We start from the raw sequence: 18,780 nt of genomic DNA, 5'->3' as shown, positions 1-18,780 counted from the left end.
CCCCGGTCAGGGCCGCCCGGCCGCCGTGGACCGCGCCCTGAACCAGGCGTTGGCGGTGGGCCGGAACATCAGGACCGTCGCCGTGAGCACCGCGCTCAGATGCAGCACGCGGCTCGCGCCGAACAGCACGTCCACCACCCCCAGGTCCCGGAAGGCGTCCCCCAGATCATGGCCGTCGGCCAGCCACCGGAGGGGTTCGACCACCAGGGACAGCGTGCCGAGGACGCCGAGCCCCACGGCGAGCGTCAGACGCGCCCAGTTCCTGCCCCGCCTCAGCTGGACGGCGACCAGGACGGCCGCGGAGAACACGGCCATCCGCAGCAGCAGGCCGCCGGCCAGCTCCCCGGCGGACGTGTCGCCCTCCGAGATCAGCCCGCCGACCATGAGCACCGTCTCGAAGAAGCCCGCCACGACCGCGGTGATCCAGAGCGCGAACGCGGCGTGGACGGGTGGGGGAGCGGAGGTCCCACCGCCGCTGGACCGGGAGGAGGGAAGGGGTCGTCTCTGCGTGCCGTGCGCCATGGTGTGCCTCGCTCACTCGGGTCCGCCCTGAACCCTCGCCCTGAATCCTTCCGGCGCGGGCGGCTCCGGGCACGCCCATCAGCCCCCGTCTTCAGGTGTCGTCAGCACCCCTGCGCGGCCTGAAAGGAACCCCACGTACGGCTTCGCACAGACGGAAGTCCCCGAGCCCGCGGGCTCGGGGACTTCAGGGTTCCGAGTACGGCTACCCCTGGTGGGCGGCTACCACCGGTACCAGCGGGACCGTGTCCCGGAGGCAGTCGTGCTGCGCATCAGGAACCCGACGAGCCAGATGACGAGCACGGCGACGGCGATCCACCAGAGGATCTTCACGGCGAAGCCCGCGCCGAAGAGCAGCAGGGCCAGCAGAAGGACCAGCAGAATAGGAACCATTGTCTTACCTCCTGCTGCTCCGGGTATCCCCGACCGGCCGCTCTAAGCAGCCGAGCGCGCACCCGCGTACGACTGTGGGCGACGCCACGCGAGCGTGCGGCGCCCCGCGTCACTTACGGCACAGGATCTCCCCGTGCAGCACGGCGAACCAGCCGTCGTCCTGCGCTCCCCACTCCCGCCACGCGTCGGCGATCGCCCGCAGTTCACCGGCGTCGGCATGCCCGCCCTCCACGGCCCGGTCGGCGTAGCCGGAGGCGACCGTGCGGTCCGCCCAGAGCCCGCTCCACCAGGCGCGCTCCTCCGCCGAGCTGTAGCACCAGGTGCTCGCGCTCGCGGTGATGTCAGTGATGTCGTCGAAACCCGCCTTCAGCGCCCAGGACTTGAGGCGGCTGCCCGCGTCCGGCTCACCGCCGTTGGCGCGGGCCACCCGCCGGTACAGATCGAGCCAGTCGTCCATGGCGGGGGACTTCGGGTACCACGCCATCGCCGAGTAGTCCGCGTCACGGGCGGCGACGATGCCGCCCGGCGCACAGACGCGCCGCATCTCGCTCAGCGCGCGCACCGGGTCGCCGACGTGCTGGAGCACCTGATGGGCGTGGACGACGCAGAAGGAGTCGTCCGGGTAGTCCAGGGCGTGCACGTCGGCGACGGCGAACTCCACGTTGTCCAGGCCGCGTTCGGCCGCCGTCGCACGGGCCCGGTCCAGGATTCCGGGCGCGTGGTCGACGCCCGTGACATGGCCGTCGGGGACGAGAGCGGCCAGGTCGGCGGTGATGGTGCCGGGACCGCAGCCGATGTCGAGGACGCGCATGTGGGGCTTGACCGCGTCGACGAGATAGGCGGCCGAGTTGGCGACGGTGCGCCAGGTGTGGGAGCGCAGCACGGACTCGTGGTGTCCGTGCGTGTAGACGGCGGTCTCCTCCGGCATGACGGGAACTCCTTCGTTCGCTGCCGCTTGTTGCGGTGGTCGGAACGCTACGCCGACATGTCGAATGATGAGACCCACGTATCACTATGTGGTCAATGGGGTGACGGGGACGGGCGGTACACGGTCAGCGCCTCGGGCAGCTTGTCGACCGTCAACCGGCCCTGCGTGACGGTCTCTTCGCCGTCGTACGACACCACCGTCCCCGGCTCCAGACCGTCCACCCGCAGCCCGGGCAGATGCGCGGCGGTCTGCGCCGGCGAGCGCATCAGCGGCCCCGCGAGCGCCGCGGCGAGCAGCCGTGAGCCGGGCCTGCGGCCGCCGTGCACGATGCGTACGTCGAGCAGTCCGTCGGCCAGGTCGAGCCTGCGGCCGGGCGTGAACCCGAGCCGGTGGTGGACGCCGTTGCCCACGAAGAGCAGCCACAAGTCCCGCTGCCTGCCCCGGAATTCGGCGCTCAGCGGCTGCCGGTCGGAGCGGAGCAGCCGGACGGCGGCAAGGACCGCCGCGGCCCGGCCGCCGACGCGGTGGGTCCAGCGGTCGCGCAGCCGCACGAGCTCCGGGTAGACGCCGAGGCTGAAGCTGTTGAGGAAGTACCCCTGCGGGCCACCGCTCCCGTCGCTGAAACGCCCGACGTCGACGGCGATCGCGTCCCCCGCCTCGACCGCCCGGCAGAGATCGCGCGGGTCCTCGACCCCGATGTCGTACGCGAAGTGGTTGAGCGCGCCGCCCGGCAGGACCGCGAGCGGCAGCCGGTGCCGCAGGGCGACGGGGACGGCCGCGTTGGCGGTGCCGTCCCCGCCGCACACGCCGAGCACCCGGGCCCGCGCGGCGGCACTCTCCAGCTCCGCACCGAGGCGGTCCGGTCCGCACTCCACGACCTCGGCGAGCGGCAGGGCCTCGCGCAGCGCCTGGGCGCGTCCGGGGGCGCGGGCGGCGGAGTTGACCACCAGGACCAGGCCCTTGCCGCCGGGCAGCGCGGGGGCGTCGACGCGGGGCCTGCCCGGCGGCGGCAGCAGATCCCGGGTCGGGACCATGCCGCGCACGGCGAAGGCCGCGCCCGCGCCGAGCGCCGCCCCCGCCAGGACGTCGCTCGGGAAGTGCACGCCGGTGTAGACGCGGGACAGCGCGACCGCGCCCGCGACCGGTGCGACGCCCGCGCCCCAGCCCCGCGACTCCAGCGCGACCCCGGTGGCGAAGGCGGCGGCCGACGCGGAGTGCCCCGACGGGAAGGACGTCGTGATGGGCTGACGCTTGAGCTGCCGCATCAGCGGCACCCCGTCGAGCATCGGCCTGGCCCGGCGCACCGAGCGCTTGCCGAGGGTGTTGATGGTGGCCGAGGCGAGCGAGAGCGACGCGGTCCCGCGCAGCGCGGCACGCCGGGCCCGCGGGGTGCGGGTCGCCGCGATCCCGGCGGCCACCCCGAACCACAGGAGGCCGTGGTTCGCGCTGCGGCTCAGCCGGGGCAGGAAACGGTCGCCGCCCGGCCAGTGCCGGGTGGCGACGGCGGCGAAGGTGCGATGGTCCAGGGCGATGAGACGCGTTCGCAGAGGCATGGGGGCGCGGGTACCCCGCGGAGCGGCTTCCTTTCCCCTGCCGCCGGGCGGGGCAAGAAACCGGCCACGGGGCGCGAGGGCCGGGCGGAGCCGGGCGAAACGCATTTGCGGCGATCGGCACCCGCCACGGAGAATCCCCCGCATGGGACATCTGGAAGCCGCGCACATCGAGTACTACCTGCCGGACGGCCGAGCCCTGCTCGGCGATGTCTCCTTCCGTGTCGGTGAGGGCGCCATCGTCGCCCTCGTCGGGGCGAACGGCGCGGGCAAGACCACCCTGCTCCGCCTGATCTCGGGCGAGATCCAGCCCCACGGCGGCACCGTCACCGTCAGCGGCGGCCTCGGCGTCATGCCGCAGTTCGTCGGCTCCGTGCGCGACGAGACGACCGTGCGCGACCTGCTCGTCTCCGTATCGAACTCCCGCATCCGCGAGACCGCGAAGGCCGTGGACGTCGCGGAACACCTGATCATGACCGTCGATGACGAGTCCGCCCAGCTCCAGTACGCCCAGGCGCTCTCCGACTGGGCGGAGGCACACGGCTACGAGGCCGAGACGCTCTGGGACATGTGCACCACGGCCGCGCTCGGCATCCCGTACGACAAGGCGCAGTTCCGCGAGGTCCGCACGCTCTCCGGCGGTGAGCAGAAGCGGCTCGTGCTCGAAGCCCTGCTGCGCGGCGGCGACGAGGTGCTGCTCCTGGACGAACCGGACAACTACCTCGACGTCCCCGGCAAGCGCTGGCTGGAGGAGAAGCTCAAGGAGACACGCAAGACCGTCCTCTTCGTGTCGCACGACCGCGAGCTCCTCGCCCGCGCCGCCGAGAAGATCGTCAGCGTCGAGCCGGGGCCCGCGGGCGCCGACGCCTGGGTGCACGGCGGCGGCTTCTCCACCTTCCACGAGGCGCGCAAGGAGCGCTTCGCGCGCTTCGAGGAGCTGCGCAGGCGCTGGGACGAGAAGCACGCCCAGCTGAAGAAGCTGGTGCTCAGCCTGCGGCAGGCCGCCTCCATCAGCCATGAGCTGGCCTCGCGGTACGCCGCCGCGCAGACCAGGCTCCGCAAGTTCGAGGAGGCGGGACCGCCGCCCGAGCCGCCGCGCGAGCAGGACATCACCATGCGGCTGCAGGGCGGGCGGACCGGCATCCGGGCCATCACCTGCAAGGGCCTTGAGCTGACCGGCCTGATGAAACCCTTCGACCTGGAGGTCTTCTACGGCGAGCGGGTCGCCGTCCTCGGCTCGAACGGCTCCGGCAAGTCGCACTTCCTGCGCCTCCTCGCCGGCGGCGACGTCACGCACACCGGCGACTGGAAGCTCGGCGCGCGCGTCGTGGCGGGCCACTTCGCCCAGACCCACGCCCACCCCGAGCTGTTCGGCCGCACGCTCCTCGACATCCTGTGGCGCGAGCACGCCCAGGCCAAGGGGCCCGCGATGTCGCGGCTGCGCAGGTACGAGCTCACCGGGCAGGCCGAGCAGCGCTTCGAGCGGCTCTCGGGCGGCCAGCAGGCGCGCTTCCAGATCCTGCTCCTGGAGCTGGAGGGTTCCACCGCCCTGCTGCTCGACGAGCCCACCGACAACCTCGACCTGGAATCGGCCGAGGCGCTCCAGGAAGGCCTTGAGGCGTACGAGGGGACGGTGCTCGCGGTGACGCACGACCGCTGGTTCGCCCGCTCCTTCGACCGCTATCTCGTCTTCGGCAGCGACGGTCTCGTGCGCGAGACGCCCGAGCCGGTGTGGGACGAGCGGCGCGTCGAGCGGAAGCGGTAGCGGCTCCTGGCTCCAGGAGGACAATGGCGGGCATGGCAGAAACGACTGGCACAGCGGGCCCGTCCGATCCGGCGGCCCGCCCGCTCCTCGCCCGGCACGCCGCCGCGCTCGACCTGTTCACCGACCGGGTGCACGCGGTCGGTGCCGATCAGTGGGACGCGCCGACGCCGTGCGCCGACTGGTCCGTGCGCGACCTCGTCAACCACCTCACCGCCGAGCAGCTCTGGGTGCCCTCGCTGGTCCGCGACGGCGTCACCATCGACTCCGTCGGCGACGCCTTCGACGGCGACATGCTCGGACCGGACCCGGTCGCGTCCTGGGACACGGCCTCCGCCGGGTCCCGGGAGGCGTTCCGCGAGCCGGGCGCCCTGGAGCGGACGGTCCACCTCTCCTTCGGGGACACCGGGGCCGATTTCTACTGCGGACAGATGATCACCGACCTCGTCGTGCACGCCTGGGACCTCTCCCGGGCGATCGGCGCGGACGAAAAACTTCCGGATGACCTCGTCGCCTTTTCCGCACGGGAAATCAAGCCGTACGCTGCGGACCTGGCGAAGACCGGGCTCTTCGCTCCCGCGGTGGAACCGTCGCAGGGCGCCGACGCGCAGACGAAGCTGCTGAGTCTGCTGGGGCGCCGGGTGTAGCCGCGGGGGAGCGCGAGTGATGTCGGGGGAGCGGGTGAGTCACGCGTGAGCACCGAGACGCTGAGGACGTCCTTCAGGAGCGCGGACGTGGACGAGGCACGGCAGATGATCGGTGCCACGTTCTACAGCAATTTCATGGATGTCATCGACGGGCCCCGCACCTTCAGCGCCGAGTTCGAGATCGGGCAGCTCGGCGCGCTCACCGTCGGGGAGCTCAGCTGCGGCGCCGACGTGCGGATGCGGGTGGGCGAACTGGGCGCGTATCACGTGAACATACTGCTGGGCGGGCAGATGCACTTCCGGCAGGGCGGCGGCGCGAGCACCGTCGCGACCGCGGAGCGGGCCGGGGTGTTCCAGCCCGTCGGCGACACGGTGGTGGAGCGGTGGACCGGGGACTGCCGGATCCTGGCGGTGAAGATGGACCGCGAGGCGCTCGACCAACGCCTGGAGCAGCTCATCGGGCGGCCTGTCCGCACCCCGCTGGCACTCGCCCCCGAGCTGGACACCACCCGTGGCCCGGGGCGCGGCTGGGCCCGGCTCGTCACCACGGTCATCGAGGACTTGCGCGAGGAGCCCGGCGAGCCCGTGGACATGGCCTCGCTCTATGCCTTGCCCCTGGTCTCCGCGCCCCTCCAGGAGGCGATACTGAACGGACTGCTGCTGGCAGTCGAACACCCCTACCGCGAAGAACTCACCTCTCCGGCACAGAAGTTGCGCCCGGCCCCCGTGAAACGCGCGATGGACGCGGTCAAGGAACAGCCCGAGTACCCCTTCACGCCCGCCGGTCTGGCCGCCGAGGCGCGGGTCGGGGTGCGCTGGCTCCAGGAGGCGTTCCGCCGCTATGTGGGCATGTCCCCCATGGCGTACGTACGCGACGTACGGCTGACTCGCGTGCGCGACGAACTGCGGGCCGCGGAGCCCGGTGAGCTCAGCGTGAGCGAGGTGGCGTACCGGTGGGGCTTCAGCCATCTGGGGCGGTTCGCCGAGCAGTATCACGCCAGGTTCGGGGAGCTGCCGTCCCAGACGCTGCGGAGCTGAACCCGGAGACACCGTCGCCCGGAGCCCGCGTCGTCCTGACCTCCTGACCGCGCGTCCATCGGACCGTGCGTTATGCGGACACTGGCCGCGCTCAGCGGATCGTGACCGCCGGGTCGCTGATTTATCGTTTCACCTGTCACCGGTTGGGCCGGTCGCTGCCCACGGGTCCTTAACCCGCCCCAGGGGTACGACCGTGACGGACCGCCGGGGACGATCCGGCCCGGCCTCAGGCCGGGCCGGGCCCGCGCCGCGGGTCCGGTCGCTCCCCCTGCACCACCGTGCAACCGGACCCGCTCCCCTCCGGACCGGGCCAGGCCCCCCGCCCGGCCGGGGGCCGGGCCGCGGCGCACGTCGCCGTGGTGTGCGGCGCCTCGGCCTCAGGTGGACGCGGCGACATCCCGGAGGGTCACCATGCCCACCGGCTGGCCGTCCTCGACGACGGGCAGCCTGCGCACGGCGTACTCCAGCATCAGGCTGACCGCCGACGACACCGCGTCGTCCGGCGCGACCATCACCGGGTTCGGGGTACAGATGGCCTGCGCGCTGACGGTCAGCGGATCGGCGCCGTCGGCGACGGCGCGCAGGGTGATGTCCCGGTCGGTGAGCACGCCGACCACCCGGCCGCCCGTGGCCACCAGTACGTGACCGATGTCCTGGGCACGCATCACCTGCGCCGCCTCCACCAGCGAGGCATCGGGACCTACTGCCGCGACGCCCGGTGTCATGACGTCCCTTACGACAACAGCCATGGTTGGGGCCCTTCCATGCGGGGGGTGAGTGCTTCCGCCGCAGTACCCGTGTGCGGCCGGTCCATGCGGGTTTGCCCCGAAGAAGTGTGAGTGGGGGAGGACCCGGGGCAGAGGTCCATGGTCCGCAGCCATGACGCACATGTGTTTGCCTCCCGGACCCGGGGGCAGGCGAAGAAGACAGTGCTTCGGACCGGAGGCACGTCCGTGGGAGCAGCTTGAGCTGACCCCGGGTGTGCCCCGTCGCGGTCTCGCGCGCATCCCACGGTGACTCTTCAACCCAAGGCACCCACAAGGGAGTTGCGACGCATCATGCGACCCGACGCGCGACAGACGAAGCGCCACCCGCACGACGACGCCCCCGACACCGCCGCCGCTTTCCGCAGGCTCACCGAGATGCCGCACGGGCCCGAACGCGACGCACTGCGACAGGAGTTGGTCAAGGCCTGGCTGCCGATGGCGGAGCGGCTCGCGGGCCGGTTCCGCAACCGCGGCGAGGCACTGGACGACCTGCGCCAGGTGGCGGCCCTCGGCCTGGTCAAGGCCGTCGACCGCTACGACCCCGAGCGCGGCAGCGCCTTCGAGAGCTATGCCGTGCCGACCGTCACCGGCGAGATCAAGCGCCACTTCCGCGACCACATGTGGACCCTCCATGTGCCGCGCCGGGTGCAGGACCTGCGCAACCGGGTGCGGTTCGCCCGCCAGGAACTGACCCAGACCGTCCCCGGGCGTGCGCCGACCCTCGCCGAGATCGCCGAGAAGGCGCAGCTCTCCCAGGAGGACGCGGCCGCCGGTCTCGAGGCGCTCGACAGCTTCACCGCCCTCTCCCTCGACGCCGAACTGCCGGGCAGCGAGGACGGATACGCGCTGCGCGACGCACTGGGCGCGCCCGACCCCGCACTCGATGTCGTCATCGACCGCGAGGCCGTCAAGCCGCGCATCGCCGCGCTGCCCGAGCGGGAGCGTGACATCCTCTACATGCGGTTCTTCGGCGACATGACGCAGAGCCGCATCGCCGATCAGCTCGGCATCTCCCAGATGCACGTCTCGCGTCTGATCAGCCGCTGCTGCGACCGGCTGCGCGACGAGGTCATGCAGGACGCCGCCTAGGGCCTGGCGGTGGTCCCGCGGCTCGTGTGCCGGGTCATGGCCAGCGCGATGTGGCGGGACATCACGTCGGCGGTCTGGGCCTCGGCCATCGAGAAGGCGAGCCGCGCCCCGCTCCTGAACAGCGTGAGGACGCCTTCCACCGGCCCGTCCGAGCGTCCCCTCAGCGGCACGCACAGCAGGGACGTCACCTGTGCGCGCACGAGGACGGGGGCGCCGGACGTGTCCCGGCCGAAGGACTCCGGGTCCTCCGGACGGACCTGGAGCACGGGCGCCCCGCCGCGTGCCGCCTCGACGACGAGGGGGCACGCGGCGGGCGTCTGTGCGAGGACGTCGCCGACCGGCGCGTCCTTCGGTCCCAGCACGGTCGTACGCCGCTGTCGCGCGGCCCCCTCGTCGGCGATCACCCAGTCGGCGAACCGCGGGTGCAGGACGCCGGCCGCCCGTGCGAGCACGGCCGCGCGGTCCCCGGCGGGAGCCGTCAGGAGGGCGGTGGTCATGGCGTCCGCGAGGTCGATGCGGGCCGCGTGCCGGGTCGCCTCGCCGAGGTCGGGAGCCGGAGAGTGGAAGGCTTCCTGGTGCGATACGCGCGATACGCGCGACGCATGTGATCCCGCGGGCCGCGTGCCCGGCTGAAGCACCACCAGGACCGCCGTGCGCGGCTCGGCGCCGGGCCGCAGCGCGGTGAGCGTCGCGTGGACCGGGAGGTGCGGGTCGCGCTGGAGATGGACGGTGAGGCTGCGGTCCCCCTCGCCGCGTGCGACCGCTGCGGTCTGCGAACGGAACGCGACCCGGTCCGCGTGCAGCAGGAAACCGGTCAGCGGCCTGCCGGTGGCGTAGCCCGCGCGTGCGCCCGTGAAGCCGGTCGCGGCGAAGTTCATCCGCCGGACCACCGACTCCCGGTCGACCAGGGCCACGGGCAGGGGGAGGCGTTGGAAGAGGGCCCGCAGGAGTCGCTGTTCGTCCCGGTCGGGCGCACCGCTGCCCAAGTGGCCCTCGGCGACGAGCCGTTCGTAGAGCGGCCGCAACTGCGCGGCGACATGGTCGAGTTCGAAGATCGCCGCGTCGAGCACCGTGCCCAGGTCATTCGTAGGAACGGAGCGGGCCGACTTCAACTCGGTGACGCGGCGCACGAAATCCGCAATCTCTTCACCGAACTCCTCCGTTTGGGCCATGTGCTGAACGTAGCCGGTGCGGTCGTTTTCCGGGGGGAGTCGCGGGAAGGCGGACCAGAGGAGGCAGAGGAGGAGGAAACCACCATGCCCCTCATACCGGAACCGGACCTCGACCTGGCGGGACCCGAGTCCGCGCTGCCGGGCCGCAGGCTGTCGGAACTGGCGGAACACGCCGTGCGCTGCACCACCGCGTGCTGCGGCGCGGGCACGACCGTATCGGAGGGCGGCAGTGAACACCCCGCTTCGGTGACCCACCCCGACCTCGCCGGTCTCGTCTCCGTTCAGCTGCGCTCGGGCGCCGGGCCCATCCCGGCGGCGCAGGAGCGCGGTGCGCCGGTGGAGACCCGTGACCTGCTCCGGGACGAACGGTGGCCCGAGTACCGCGCCATGGCGCTGGACTCCGGCGTGCGCTCCAGCATCACGCTCCCCTTCCAGCGCGCGGGGCTCACCGTCACCCTGACCCTGTTCAGCTTCCGCCCCGGCGCCCTGGACGACGTCCGGCACGGCCCCGCCCAGGCGCTGGGCGACCTCGCCACGACGGGCCTGGTCCGCGACCGCCGCTACCGCGCGGCCCTCACCGAACTGGACCACCTCGGCACGGCCCTGCGCACCCGCCCCGTCGTCGACCAGGCCTGCGGCATCGTCATGCACGTCCTGACCTGCGACGTGGACAAGGCCTTCACGGTCCTGCGCCGCATCTCCCAGACCACGAACCGCAAGCTGGCCGACGTCGCCGCGGCGGTGGTGGAGACACGGGGCAAGGGTCTTGAGCGAGAACTGGCGGGGCTGGCCACCGAAGACTGACCGCACTCCCTTGAGGGGGTGGGAACCGTGGCAGGCCCCGGGAGAGAAACCACCCGGCCGGAGGCCCCCGCGCGCGCGGAACGGCCCGTCGCGTTTCGATGGGGCCATGCGGACGGAACCCGAAGGCCGTGGCCCTGTCCGGTACGGACCTCCCCTGCCGGAGCCGGGCCTCCCGGTCCTGCCCGAGCTGTCCGCCGTGCTCGCCGGTGCCGCGGGCCGCGCCCACGCCGAACCCCCGGGCGGCGGCCCAGCCCTCCTGGACGCCGCGAGCGGCTACTGGGCCCGGCGCGGACTCCCGGCGGAGCGGAGCCAGGTCGCCGCCGCGCCGGGCGCCGCGCCCCTGCTGCTCGCGCTGACCGTCGCCCTCGGTGACGGCGACGTCCTGCTCCCGCGTCCGTGTCCCGCCTGGTGGGCGCCGCAGGTGCGGCTGCTCGGCCGGTCGGTCTACCACGTGCCGACGCCCGCCGAGTGCGGTGGCGTCCCCGACCCGTACGCCCTCCTGGAGACCGTCCGCCGCATCCGCGCCGAGGGCGGCACCCCGCGCCTCCTGGTGCTCTCCGTCGCCGACGACCCCACCGCCACCGTGCCCCCGCCCGAAGTGCTGCACGAAGCCGTGGAGGCGGCGGCGGACGAGGGGCTGCACATCGTCAGCGACGAGACCTGGCGCGACACCCTGCACCGGCCGCACGACACCGTGCTCGTCGGCCCCGCCGAGATGGACCCCGAACGGGTGACGGTCCTCACCGATCTCTCCGGACCGTTCCTGCCGCCGGGCTGGCCCGCCGCGATCGCCCGGTTCCCGGCCGGTGCGCGGGGCGGCGCCCTGCGGGCCCGCACCCTGGACGTCCTCACCGCGCTCGGCGCGTCCGTCGCGGCGCCCGTCGGCGCTGCGGCGTCGTACGCCCTGGGCGAGCCGGACGAGGTCACCGACCGCCTCGCCGGTGCCACCCACCTGCACGCGCGCGTGGCCGCCGCGGCGGCCACGCGCGCGGTGCTCGCGGCGGGCGCGCTCGCCCGGCCCCCGGCGGCGGGCCGTCACTTCTACGTGGACCTCGGGCCGCTCCGCCCTGCCCTCGCCGCGCGCGGTGTCGGCGACTCGCAGGACCTGGAGGACTTCCTCGGCGAACGCCTCGCCATGCCCGCCCCCGGCAGCCACCGCTTCGGCGACGAACTGGGGGCACTGCGCGTACGTCTGTCCACCGGACCTCTGCTCGGCTCCACCCGGCAGGAGCGCCTCGCGTCCCTCGCCGCACCGGACGCGCTGGAATTGCCGCACGTGGAAAGGGCGTTGAGCATGCTTGGATCGGCCTTCGACGATCTCCGCGCAGCAGCACAGCGAATGGAGCCTCCTCGGTGACGCAACAGACGCAGTCGCAGAAGCAGACACATAAGCAGTCGCAGAAGCAACAAGCGCACACGCATCAGACACCCGCCCGCGTCAGACCCGCGGAGGTCCGACCCGTTGACCTCGGCGTCCCCCGTCTGTGGCCGAAGTCGTTCGCCGACCGGCTCACCGCGCCGCTGCCCGGCCTGCGCGCCTTCGCGCGGTTCGCCCGTGAAGGCGCCCTGCGGCCCGCCCCCGAAGGTCTCGCCGACATCCAACGGCTGCCCTTCGAGCCGGGGCCCCTGCCGCGCGTGGACCACCGCACCATCGCCGTCACCTGGGTCGGCCACGCCAGCTGGGTCGTGCGGATCGGCGGTCTCACGGTCCTCACCGATCCCGTCTGGTCCCGCAAGATCCTCGGTACCCCGGCCCGCGTCACGCCCCCCGGCGTCGCCTGGAGCGCGCTGCCGCGCGTCGACGCCGTCGTCATCAGCCACAACCACTACGACCACCTGGACGCCCCGACCCTCGCCGGACTCCCCAGGGACACACCGGTGTTCGTGCCCGCGGGGCTCGGCCGGTGGTTCACGCGCCGCCGGTTCAGCCGGGTCACCGAGCTGGACTGGTGGGAGGCCGTCGAACTGCCGGGCGTGCGCCTCGACTTCGTGCCCGCCCACCACTGGTCCAAGCGGAGCCTCGTCGACACGTGCCGGACGCTGTGGGGCGGCTGGATCCTCACCGACGCCGACGGGCAGCGCGTCTACTTCGCGGGCGACACGGGCTACGGCCACTGGTTCGAGCGGATCGGCGCCCGCTATCCCGGCATCGACCTCGCCCTCCTGCCGATCGGCGCCTACCACCCGCGGTGGTGGCTCAGCGACGTCCACTGCGATCCGGAGGAGGCGGTGCGGGCGGCTGCCGACGTCGGGGCGCGCCGTCTCGCCCCGATGCACTGGGGCACGTTCCTGCTGTCGGGCGAGCCGGTCCTCGAACCGCTGACCCGGGTGCGTACGGCCTGGGAGAAGGCGGGACTGCCCCGCCAGGACCTGTGGGACCTGCCGGTCGGGGCGTCCCGCGTACTCACCCGGGCCGATGGGTCCCATGAGACGCATGAAGCCCATGAGGCGCATGACACCGAAGCGGCCGACGCACCTAGGACGCCGTACGCCGGACCTTGCGCCACACCGTCGGCGCCACGCTGATCAGCACCGTCAGACCGACCGCCACCACCACGCCCTGCCACGGCTCCTTGAAGAGGGAGCCGCCGAGAATGCCGATCAGCTGGTACGTCACGGCCCAGGCGAGGCACGCCGGTACGTCACCGCGGGCGAACTCGCGCAGCGGCATCTTCGCCATCAGACAGGCCAGCATCACCGGGATCCGCCCGGCGGGCACGAGCCGGGACAGGACGAGGACCAGCACGCCGTGGTCGGCGAGCTTCTCCTGCGCCTGCGCGAGCCGCTCCTCGGGCGCCCGGTCCCGGATCGCCGCGAGCCAGCGCGAACCGTTCTTCGAGTGCATGCCGCGCCGCCCGAGCCAGTACAGCGCCATGTCCCCGAGGAACGCCGCGAACGCCGAGATGCCGAACACCACGAGCAGCGCGAGCGGCGCCTCCTGGTGGAAGGCCACCACCGCGGCCGAGCTGACCAGCGCACCCGTCGGCACCACCGGCACCAGCGCACCGACCACGATGAGCAGGAACAACGACGGATAGCCCACGGCCTGCTGGGTCGACTCCGGTGCCACCTGGGCCGTCAGGGCGAGGATCACTGAGGGTCTCCCTTGGTGACCTCGGGCCACACGCTCTCGCCGTGCCCCAGGCGGTGCACGGCCACCTCGGGCGCGATCCGCGCCGCCTGGCGCACGAACTCCTCTCCCGGAGTGTGGAATTCATGCGGCCGTACGGCGTCCATCCCGATCGGCCAGTACGTGCCGTAGTGCACCGGCACCGCGCTGCGCGGCGCGATCCTCGACAGGGCCTCCGCCGCGCGCGCCGCGTCGAGATGACCATGGCCGAGATACGGCCCCCAGCCGCCGACCGGAAGCAGCGCCACGTCGATGTCCCCGACCTCGTCGGCCATCGAGTCGAAGAGTCCGGTGTCCCCGGCGAAGTACGTCCGCGCCTCGCCCCGCACCACGAAGCCGAGCGCGGGCGTGCCGTGCGGCCCCACGGGCAGCCGCCGCCCGTCGTGCCGCGCCGTCACCACGCGGACGACGAGGTCCCCGATCCGCACCTCGTCGCCCGGCACGACGTCGACGAGGTGCAGATGGGAGAGCCTGCGGGCGAGCCCGGGCACCTGTCGGCGGGCGCCGCGCGGCAGCAGCACCCGGGTGCCGGGTGCGATCCGTGCGAGAGAGGGCAGATGCAGATGGTCGGCGTGCAGATGGGACAGGAGCACGGCGTCGGCGACGGCCGCCTCGGGCGGCGGGAGCGCGCCCCTGCGCCGGCGCAGATGGGCGAGGCGGCGGGCGAACAGCGGGTCGGTGAGCACCCGGACACCCGAATCCTCGACCGTGCAGGTGGCATGACCCCACCAGGTGATCTCCACCGGCACTCCGGTTCCTCCTTCGCGCGACTGTTTACGAGCCTACGGCCAGGAGTAGGGTCTTCGGCTGACGCCCGTGGTGAGGACGCCAGAGGTGAGGGGGGACGCGATGGCAGACGCCGCAAGCGCGACAGTGGTGCGGGTCGCCGCGATCGCCAGCCTGACACCGCTGGAGGAGCTGGACGCCGACCCCTTCCTGGTGGACTCGCGCAGCCAGCACGCGATGTGCGCGCGGTGGGCCGCGGACCGGGGGTACGTCGTCACCCGGGAACTCGTCGTCCGCGGGCTGCCCGCCGATCACGCCGTGCTCTGGGCCGACGTCGACGAGGGACTCGTGGACCTGTTCGTCGTGCCGAGCCGCCGGGTCCTCGACCGGGCGCTGCGCGCACCGGACGAGTTCACCGCGGAGTGCGGGCGGCGCGGGGTGCGGATCGAGACGGCGGGCCTGGAGGAACCGTCGTACGACGCGGTGATGAAGGCCCACGTCCACCGGCGGCTCTCCATGCCGACCGCGGGGTACGACGGCCGCTGACACCTGCCGCCCACCCGGCCCTTGCCCCTGTGACACGCTGGTGTCCTGATCTGTCATGAAACGTGAGGCGGCGCGGCGTGGGGCGAGAGCGATGGCGGTCGGTCGGCAGTGCGCTGTGGAGATCCGTCGCCGTATGGCTGGTCAGCACGCTCACCATGCTCGCGCTCGCCGGGATCCTGCCCGACTTCCAGCTGCAGTCCGACGACGGCGACAGCGCCACCCGCATCGCGATCACCGCCGCCCTCGGTGCCGGAGCCTTCGGACTGCTCTCCTCACTGGTGTGGCCGCTGCTCGTGCGGGCGCTGCTGCTCGTGCCCGCGCTCGTGCTCGGGCTGCTCGCCTTCTTCCTCAACGGGTCGCTCCTCCTGCTCGCCCTCAGCCTGATCCCGGACGGCCGGGGTGAGGCCAACGCCGAGACCGCGGTCGTCGTGGCCGCCGTCATGTCCGCCGTCGCCTCCGCCACCGGCGGTGCCCTCGCCGTCCGCGACGACGACGCCTACCGCCGCCGCCTCTACCGGCTCTCCGACCGCAGGCGCCGCCGCCTCGCCGAGGGGCGGGTCGGTCCCGTGCCGCCCGGCACCGTCTTCATCCAGCTCGACGGCGTGGGCCACGACGTCCTGCGCACCGCCGTGGACAAGGGGCTCATGCCGACCGTCGCGGCGTGGCTCGGCCAGGAGGGCACGCCGAGCCATCGCCTGACCCCCTGGCGCACCGACTGGTCCAGCCAGACCGGCGCGAGCCAGCTCGGCATCCTGCACGGCTCCAACCACGACGTCCCCGCCTTCCGCTGGTACGAGAAGGACACCGGGGAGGTCATGGTCTCCAACCGGCCCGCATCCGCCGTCGAGCTCCAGCGCCGCGCGATCGAGCGCACCGGCGACGGCGGCCTCCTCACCCTCGACGGCGCGAGCCGCGGCAACCTCTTCAGCGGCGGCGCCGAACAGGTTGCCCTCGTACTCTCCATGGCCGCGCGCCGCGGCAAGGAGAACCGTTCGCGCGCCGGGTACTTCGCCTACTTCTCCGACCCCGCCAACGCCGTCCGCACCGCCCTGTCCTTCGTCGCCGAAGTCGGCCGCGAGATCGGCGAGTCGACCCGCGCCCGGCTCAGAAGGCGGCGCCCGCGCGTCGGCCGGGGCGGGCTCTACCCCTTCATCCGCGCCTTCGCGACCGTCGTCGAGCGCGACGTCGTCGTCACCGCGGTCATCAGCGACATGCTCGCGGGGCGCACCGCGGTCTACGCCGACCTCGTCGCGTACGACGAAGTGGCCCACCACTCGGGGCCCACGGGCCCCGACGTGGAGAAGGTGCTCCAGCGGCTCGACCGGTCCCTCGCACTGATCGCGAAGGTCGCCGAACACGCCCCCCGCGCCTACCGCGTCGTGGTCCTCTCCGACCACGGCCAGAGCCCCGGCGAGACCTTCCGCACGCGGTACGGCCTCACCCTCGGCGACCTGGCACGGGCCGGCTGCGGCCTGCCCGTGCCGCGCAAGGCGCAGCGCACGCACAGCGGCGCCGAGGCCCGTGCGACGGTCCGCACCGCGCTGCGCCGCCCCGTCGAGGAGGGCGCGGGAGAGCACCGCCCCGCCCGCCGCGCGGAGCCGATCGTCCTCGCCTCCGGCAACCTCGGCCTGATCTCCTTCCCCGACGTCCCGCACCGCATGACCCGCGAGGAGATCGACCTGCGCCATCCGGCGCTGCTGCCCACCCTCGCCAACCACCCGGGCATCGGCTTCCTCCTCGTACGCAGCCAGGAGCGCGGCCCGGTCGTCCTCGGCGCGCGCGGCAGCGAGGTGTACCTCGACGAGGAGCCCGGTGACCTCGGGCCGCTCACGGACTTCGGGCCCGGCGCCGCCGACGCCGTGCGCCGCACCGACGGCTTCCCGCACGTCGCCGACATCATGGTCAACTCCTGGTACGACCCCCAGGACGGCGAGGTCCTCGCCTTCGAGGAGCAGATCGGCTCGCACGGCGGACTCGGCGGCGCCCAGACCCAGCCGTTCCTCCTGTCGCCCCTCGTGCTCTCCGCGCCGGTCGACGACGGACACGAGCTCGTCGGCGCCGAGCGGGTCCACGACGTGCTCCGGCGCTGGCTCGGCGAGTACCAGGGCCCGGAGATTCCGCTGGTGGGAGGGGGCGGAGGGGCTGCGGACGATTCCCGGCACGAGGGCCCCGGAGACACAGCTTTTGCGGTCGCCGACCCTGCCGCGCAGGACAATACCCACTGATTTTGTACGGTTCCCGTCGTGCCCGACCATGTCTCTCGCCCCGGCGATCCCGGGCGTCCGGCACGATGAGAGGCACCACCCCATGCACGACACCGGAACCGCGATCCAGCCGGCTCCGGCCCCCGACCAGGAAGAACAGCGGACGGAGCGGCACGAGGAGCCGGGCAGCAGGCACGCCCGACGCTTCGGTCTCCCGATCGCCACCTGCCTCGTCATGGGCAACATCATCGGCGGCGGCATCTTCCTGCTCCCGGCCTCCGTCGCCCCCTTCGGGACCATCAGCCTCGTCGCGTTCGGCGTCCTGACCGCCGGCGCCATCGCCCTCGCCCTCGTCTTCGGGCGGCTCGCGCAGCGCGATCCGCGCACCGGCGGGCCGTACGTCTACGCGCGCGCCGCGTTCGGCGACTTCGCGGGCTTCCTCGCGGCCTGGTCCTACTGGGCCACCGCCTGGGTGTCGAACGCCGCGCTCGCCGTCGCCGCCGTCGGCTATCTGGACGTCCTGATACCGGTCAACGACCACAAGTGGACCGCCTGCCTCGCCGCCCTCGTCCTGCAGCTGCTTCCCGCGCTCGCGAACCTCGCGGGCACCCGCTACGTCGGCGCGGTCCAACTCGTCGCCACCGTGCTGAAGTTCCTGCCCCTGCTCCTGGTCGCGGTCGGCGGGCTCTTCTTCTTCGACAGCGCCAACCTCGGGCCGTTCCAGGCCGGCGACGACAGCCCGGCCGGTGCGATCTCCGCGTCCGCCGCGATCCTGCTCTTCTCCTACCTGGGAGTGGAGTCGGCCGCCGTCAGCGCCGGTGAAGTACGCGACCCGCGCCGCAACGTCGGGCGCGCCACCATCCTCGGCACCCCCGGCGCCGCCCTCGTCTATCTGCTCGGCACCCTCGCCGTCTTCGGCACCGTCGCCCACGACAAGCTCGTCGGCTCCACCGCGCCGTTCTCGGACGCCGTCGACGTCATGTTCGGCGGCTCCTGGGGCGGCACGGCGGTGGCGGTCGCCGCGCTGGTCTCGATGGTCGGCGCCCTCAACGGCTGGACCCTGCTGAGCGCCCAGACGCCGTACGCCGCCGCCAGGGACGGACTCTTCCCGAGCGCCTTCGGCAAGAAGAAGCGCGGCGTGCCGCCCGTGGGTGTCCTGGTCACCGTCGTCCTGGCCTCGCTGCTCACCGTCTACAACTACACGGCGGGCTCGGGCGCCGTCTTCGAGTCCCTCGTCCTGATCACCACGTTCACCGCGACCGTGCCCTACCTCCTGGCCACCGCCGCACAGATCTACTTCCTGGTCTCCGGGCAGGGCGAGCGCGTCAACCGCGCCCGCCTGGCGCGGGACGGCATCCTCGCGGGCGTCGCGTTCGGCTTCTCCATGTGGCTGGTCGCCGGCTCCGGATACGCGGCCGTCTACCAGGGCGTCCTGTTCCTCTTCGCGGGCGTGCTCGTCTACGCCTGGATGGCGGCCCGCAAGGAGCGGACCGCCACCCGCTGAC

General features: G+C 73.0%; 18 protein-coding genes. 10 read left to right on the top strand and 8 right to left on the bottom strand.

Annotated features, from left to right (window positions below):
• Nucleotides 1-6 precede the first annotated feature (6 nt).
• The 4 genes from OG302_RS09320 to OG302_RS09305 form a co-directional block, all read right to left on the bottom strand.
• Entirely contained in the window at nt 7-522 is a 516-nt protein-coding gene (locus OG302_RS09320) for a hypothetical protein (RefSeq protein ID WP_371526335.1), read from the bottom strand.
• A 219-nt stretch (nt 523-741) separates the two neighbouring features.
• Complete coding sequence (locus tag OG302_RS09315) at nt 742-912, bottom strand: hydrophobic protein (protein ID WP_361830241.1); 171 nt, start codon at nt 910-912, stop codon at nt 742-744.
• 109 nt (nt 913-1,021) lie between these two features.
• Nucleotides 1,022-1,840, bottom strand: a complete 819-nt coding sequence (locus OG302_RS09310; protein ID WP_371526334.1) for a class I SAM-dependent methyltransferase — start codon at nt 1,838-1,840, stop codon at nt 1,022-1,024.
• A 92-nt stretch (nt 1,841-1,932) separates the two neighbouring features.
• On the bottom strand, nt 1,933-3,393 hold the full coding sequence (locus OG302_RS09305; RefSeq protein ID WP_371526333.1) for a bifunctional phosphatase PAP2/diacylglycerol kinase family protein: 1,461 nt from the start codon (nt 3,391-3,393) through the stop codon (nt 1,933-1,935).
• A 142-nt stretch (nt 3,394-3,535) separates the two neighbouring features.
• Between OG302_RS09305 and OG302_RS09300 the strand changes: the two genes are divergently transcribed.
• The 3 genes from OG302_RS09300 to OG302_RS09290 are packed head-to-tail and all read left to right on the top strand — an operon-like array spanning nt 3,536 to nt 6,837.
• Nucleotides 3,536-5,155 carry an ATP-binding cassette domain-containing protein gene (locus tag OG302_RS09300; protein WP_361830237.1) on the top strand — a complete coding sequence of 540 codons (1,620 nt, stop codon included), beginning with the start codon at nt 3,536-3,538 and terminating at the stop codon, nt 5,153-5,155.
• Nucleotides 5,156-5,187: 32 nt separating this feature from the next.
• Complete coding sequence (locus OG302_RS09295; RefSeq protein WP_371526332.1) at nt 5,188-5,799, top strand: TIGR03086 family metal-binding protein; 612 nt, start codon at nt 5,188-5,190, stop codon at nt 5,797-5,799.
• Between the two features lie 45 nt (nt 5,800-5,844).
• Nucleotides 5,845-6,837, top strand: coding sequence for an AraC family transcriptional regulator (locus OG302_RS09290; RefSeq protein WP_371526331.1), 993 nt, complete (start codon nt 5,845-5,847; stop codon nt 6,835-6,837).
• A 377-nt stretch (nt 6,838-7,214) separates the two neighbouring features.
• On the opposite strand, the gene OG302_RS09285 is transcribed toward OG302_RS09290, so the two are convergent.
• Nucleotides 7,215-7,586, bottom strand: a complete 372-nt coding sequence (locus OG302_RS09285; RefSeq protein ID WP_371526330.1) for a CBS domain-containing protein — start codon at nt 7,584-7,586, stop codon at nt 7,215-7,217.
• A gap of 309 nt (nt 7,587-7,895) precedes the next feature.
• On the opposite strand from OG302_RS09285, the gene OG302_RS09280 reads away from it, so the two are divergent.
• Entirely contained in the window at nt 7,896-8,693 is a 798-nt protein-coding gene (locus OG302_RS09280; RefSeq protein WP_361830231.1) for an RNA polymerase sigma factor SigF, read from the top strand.
• On the opposite strand, the gene OG302_RS09275 is transcribed toward OG302_RS09280, so the two are convergent.
• A complete protein-coding gene (locus OG302_RS09275) occupies nt 8,690-9,865 on the bottom strand; it encodes a PAS domain-containing protein (protein ID WP_371526329.1) in 1,176 nt (391 codons plus the stop codon). The genes OG302_RS09280 and OG302_RS09275 overlap by 4 nt on opposite strands.
• A gap of 84 nt (nt 9,866-9,949) precedes the next feature.
• Between OG302_RS09275 and OG302_RS09270 the strand changes: the two genes are divergently transcribed.
• The 3 genes from OG302_RS09270 to OG302_RS09260 all read left to right on the top strand — a co-directional run bounded on the left by OG302_RS09270 (nt 9,950) and on the right by OG302_RS09260 (nt 13,195).
• Nucleotides 9,950-10,669 carry an ANTAR domain-containing response regulator gene (locus tag OG302_RS09270; RefSeq protein ID WP_371526328.1) on the top strand — a complete coding sequence of 240 codons (720 nt, stop codon included), beginning with the start codon at nt 9,950-9,952 and terminating at the stop codon, nt 10,667-10,669.
• 106 nt (nt 10,670-10,775) lie between these two features.
• Nucleotides 10,776-12,026, top strand: coding sequence for an aminotransferase class I/II-fold pyridoxal phosphate-dependent enzyme (locus OG302_RS09265; protein ID WP_371526327.1), 1,251 nt, complete (start codon nt 10,776-10,778; stop codon nt 12,024-12,026).
• The gene (locus OG302_RS09260; protein WP_371526326.1) at nt 12,023-13,195 is read left to right on the top strand and encodes an MBL fold metallo-hydrolase; all 1,173 of its coding nucleotides are present in this window, start codon (nt 12,023-12,025) and stop codon (nt 13,193-13,195) included. The genes OG302_RS09265 and OG302_RS09260 overlap by 4 nt, the downstream gene beginning before the upstream one ends.
• Here OG302_RS09260 and OG302_RS09255 read toward each other — a convergent pair.
• Nucleotides 13,146-13,763 (bottom strand): DedA family protein, encoded by a 618-nt coding sequence (locus tag OG302_RS09255; RefSeq protein WP_371526325.1) that lies wholly within the window; start codon nt 13,761-13,763, stop codon nt 13,146-13,148. The two genes, OG302_RS09260 and OG302_RS09255, sit on opposite strands and share 50 nt — an antisense overlap.
• Nucleotides 13,760-14,548 carry an MBL fold metallo-hydrolase gene (locus OG302_RS09250; protein WP_371526324.1) on the bottom strand — a complete coding sequence of 263 codons (789 nt, stop codon included), beginning with the start codon at nt 14,546-14,548 and terminating at the stop codon, nt 13,760-13,762. Before OG302_RS09250 ends, OG302_RS09255 begins: the two co-directional genes overlap by 4 nt.
• Before the next feature lie 100 nt (nt 14,549-14,648).
• Between OG302_RS09250 and OG302_RS09245 the strand changes: the two genes are divergently transcribed.
• From OG302_RS09245 to OG302_RS09235, 3 genes are all read left to right on the top strand, one after another.
• On the top strand, nt 14,649-15,071 hold the full coding sequence (locus tag OG302_RS09245) for a hypothetical protein (protein ID WP_371526323.1): 423 nt from the start codon (nt 14,649-14,651) through the stop codon (nt 15,069-15,071).
• Between the two features lie 77 nt (nt 15,072-15,148).
• Nucleotides 15,149-17,296: an alkaline phosphatase family protein gene (locus OG302_RS09240; protein ID WP_371526322.1), complete on the top strand. Its 2,148-nt coding sequence runs from the start codon at nt 15,149-15,151 to the stop codon at nt 17,294-17,296.
• 82 nt (nt 17,297-17,378) lie between these two features.
• Complete coding sequence (locus OG302_RS09235; RefSeq protein ID WP_371526321.1) at nt 17,379-18,779, top strand: amino acid permease; 1,401 nt, start codon at nt 17,379-17,381, stop codon at nt 18,777-18,779.
• The last annotated feature ends 1 nt before the right edge of the window (nt 18,780 follow it).

Origin of the sequence: Streptomyces sp. NBC_01283 (genome assembly GCF_041435335.1) — a bacterium.
Classification (GTDB): Bacteria; Actinomycetota; Actinomycetes; order Streptomycetales; family Streptomycetaceae; genus Streptomyces.
The sequence above is the reverse complement of the archived record's forward strand: the minus strand, read 5'-3'. Positions and strand labels throughout refer to the sequence as shown.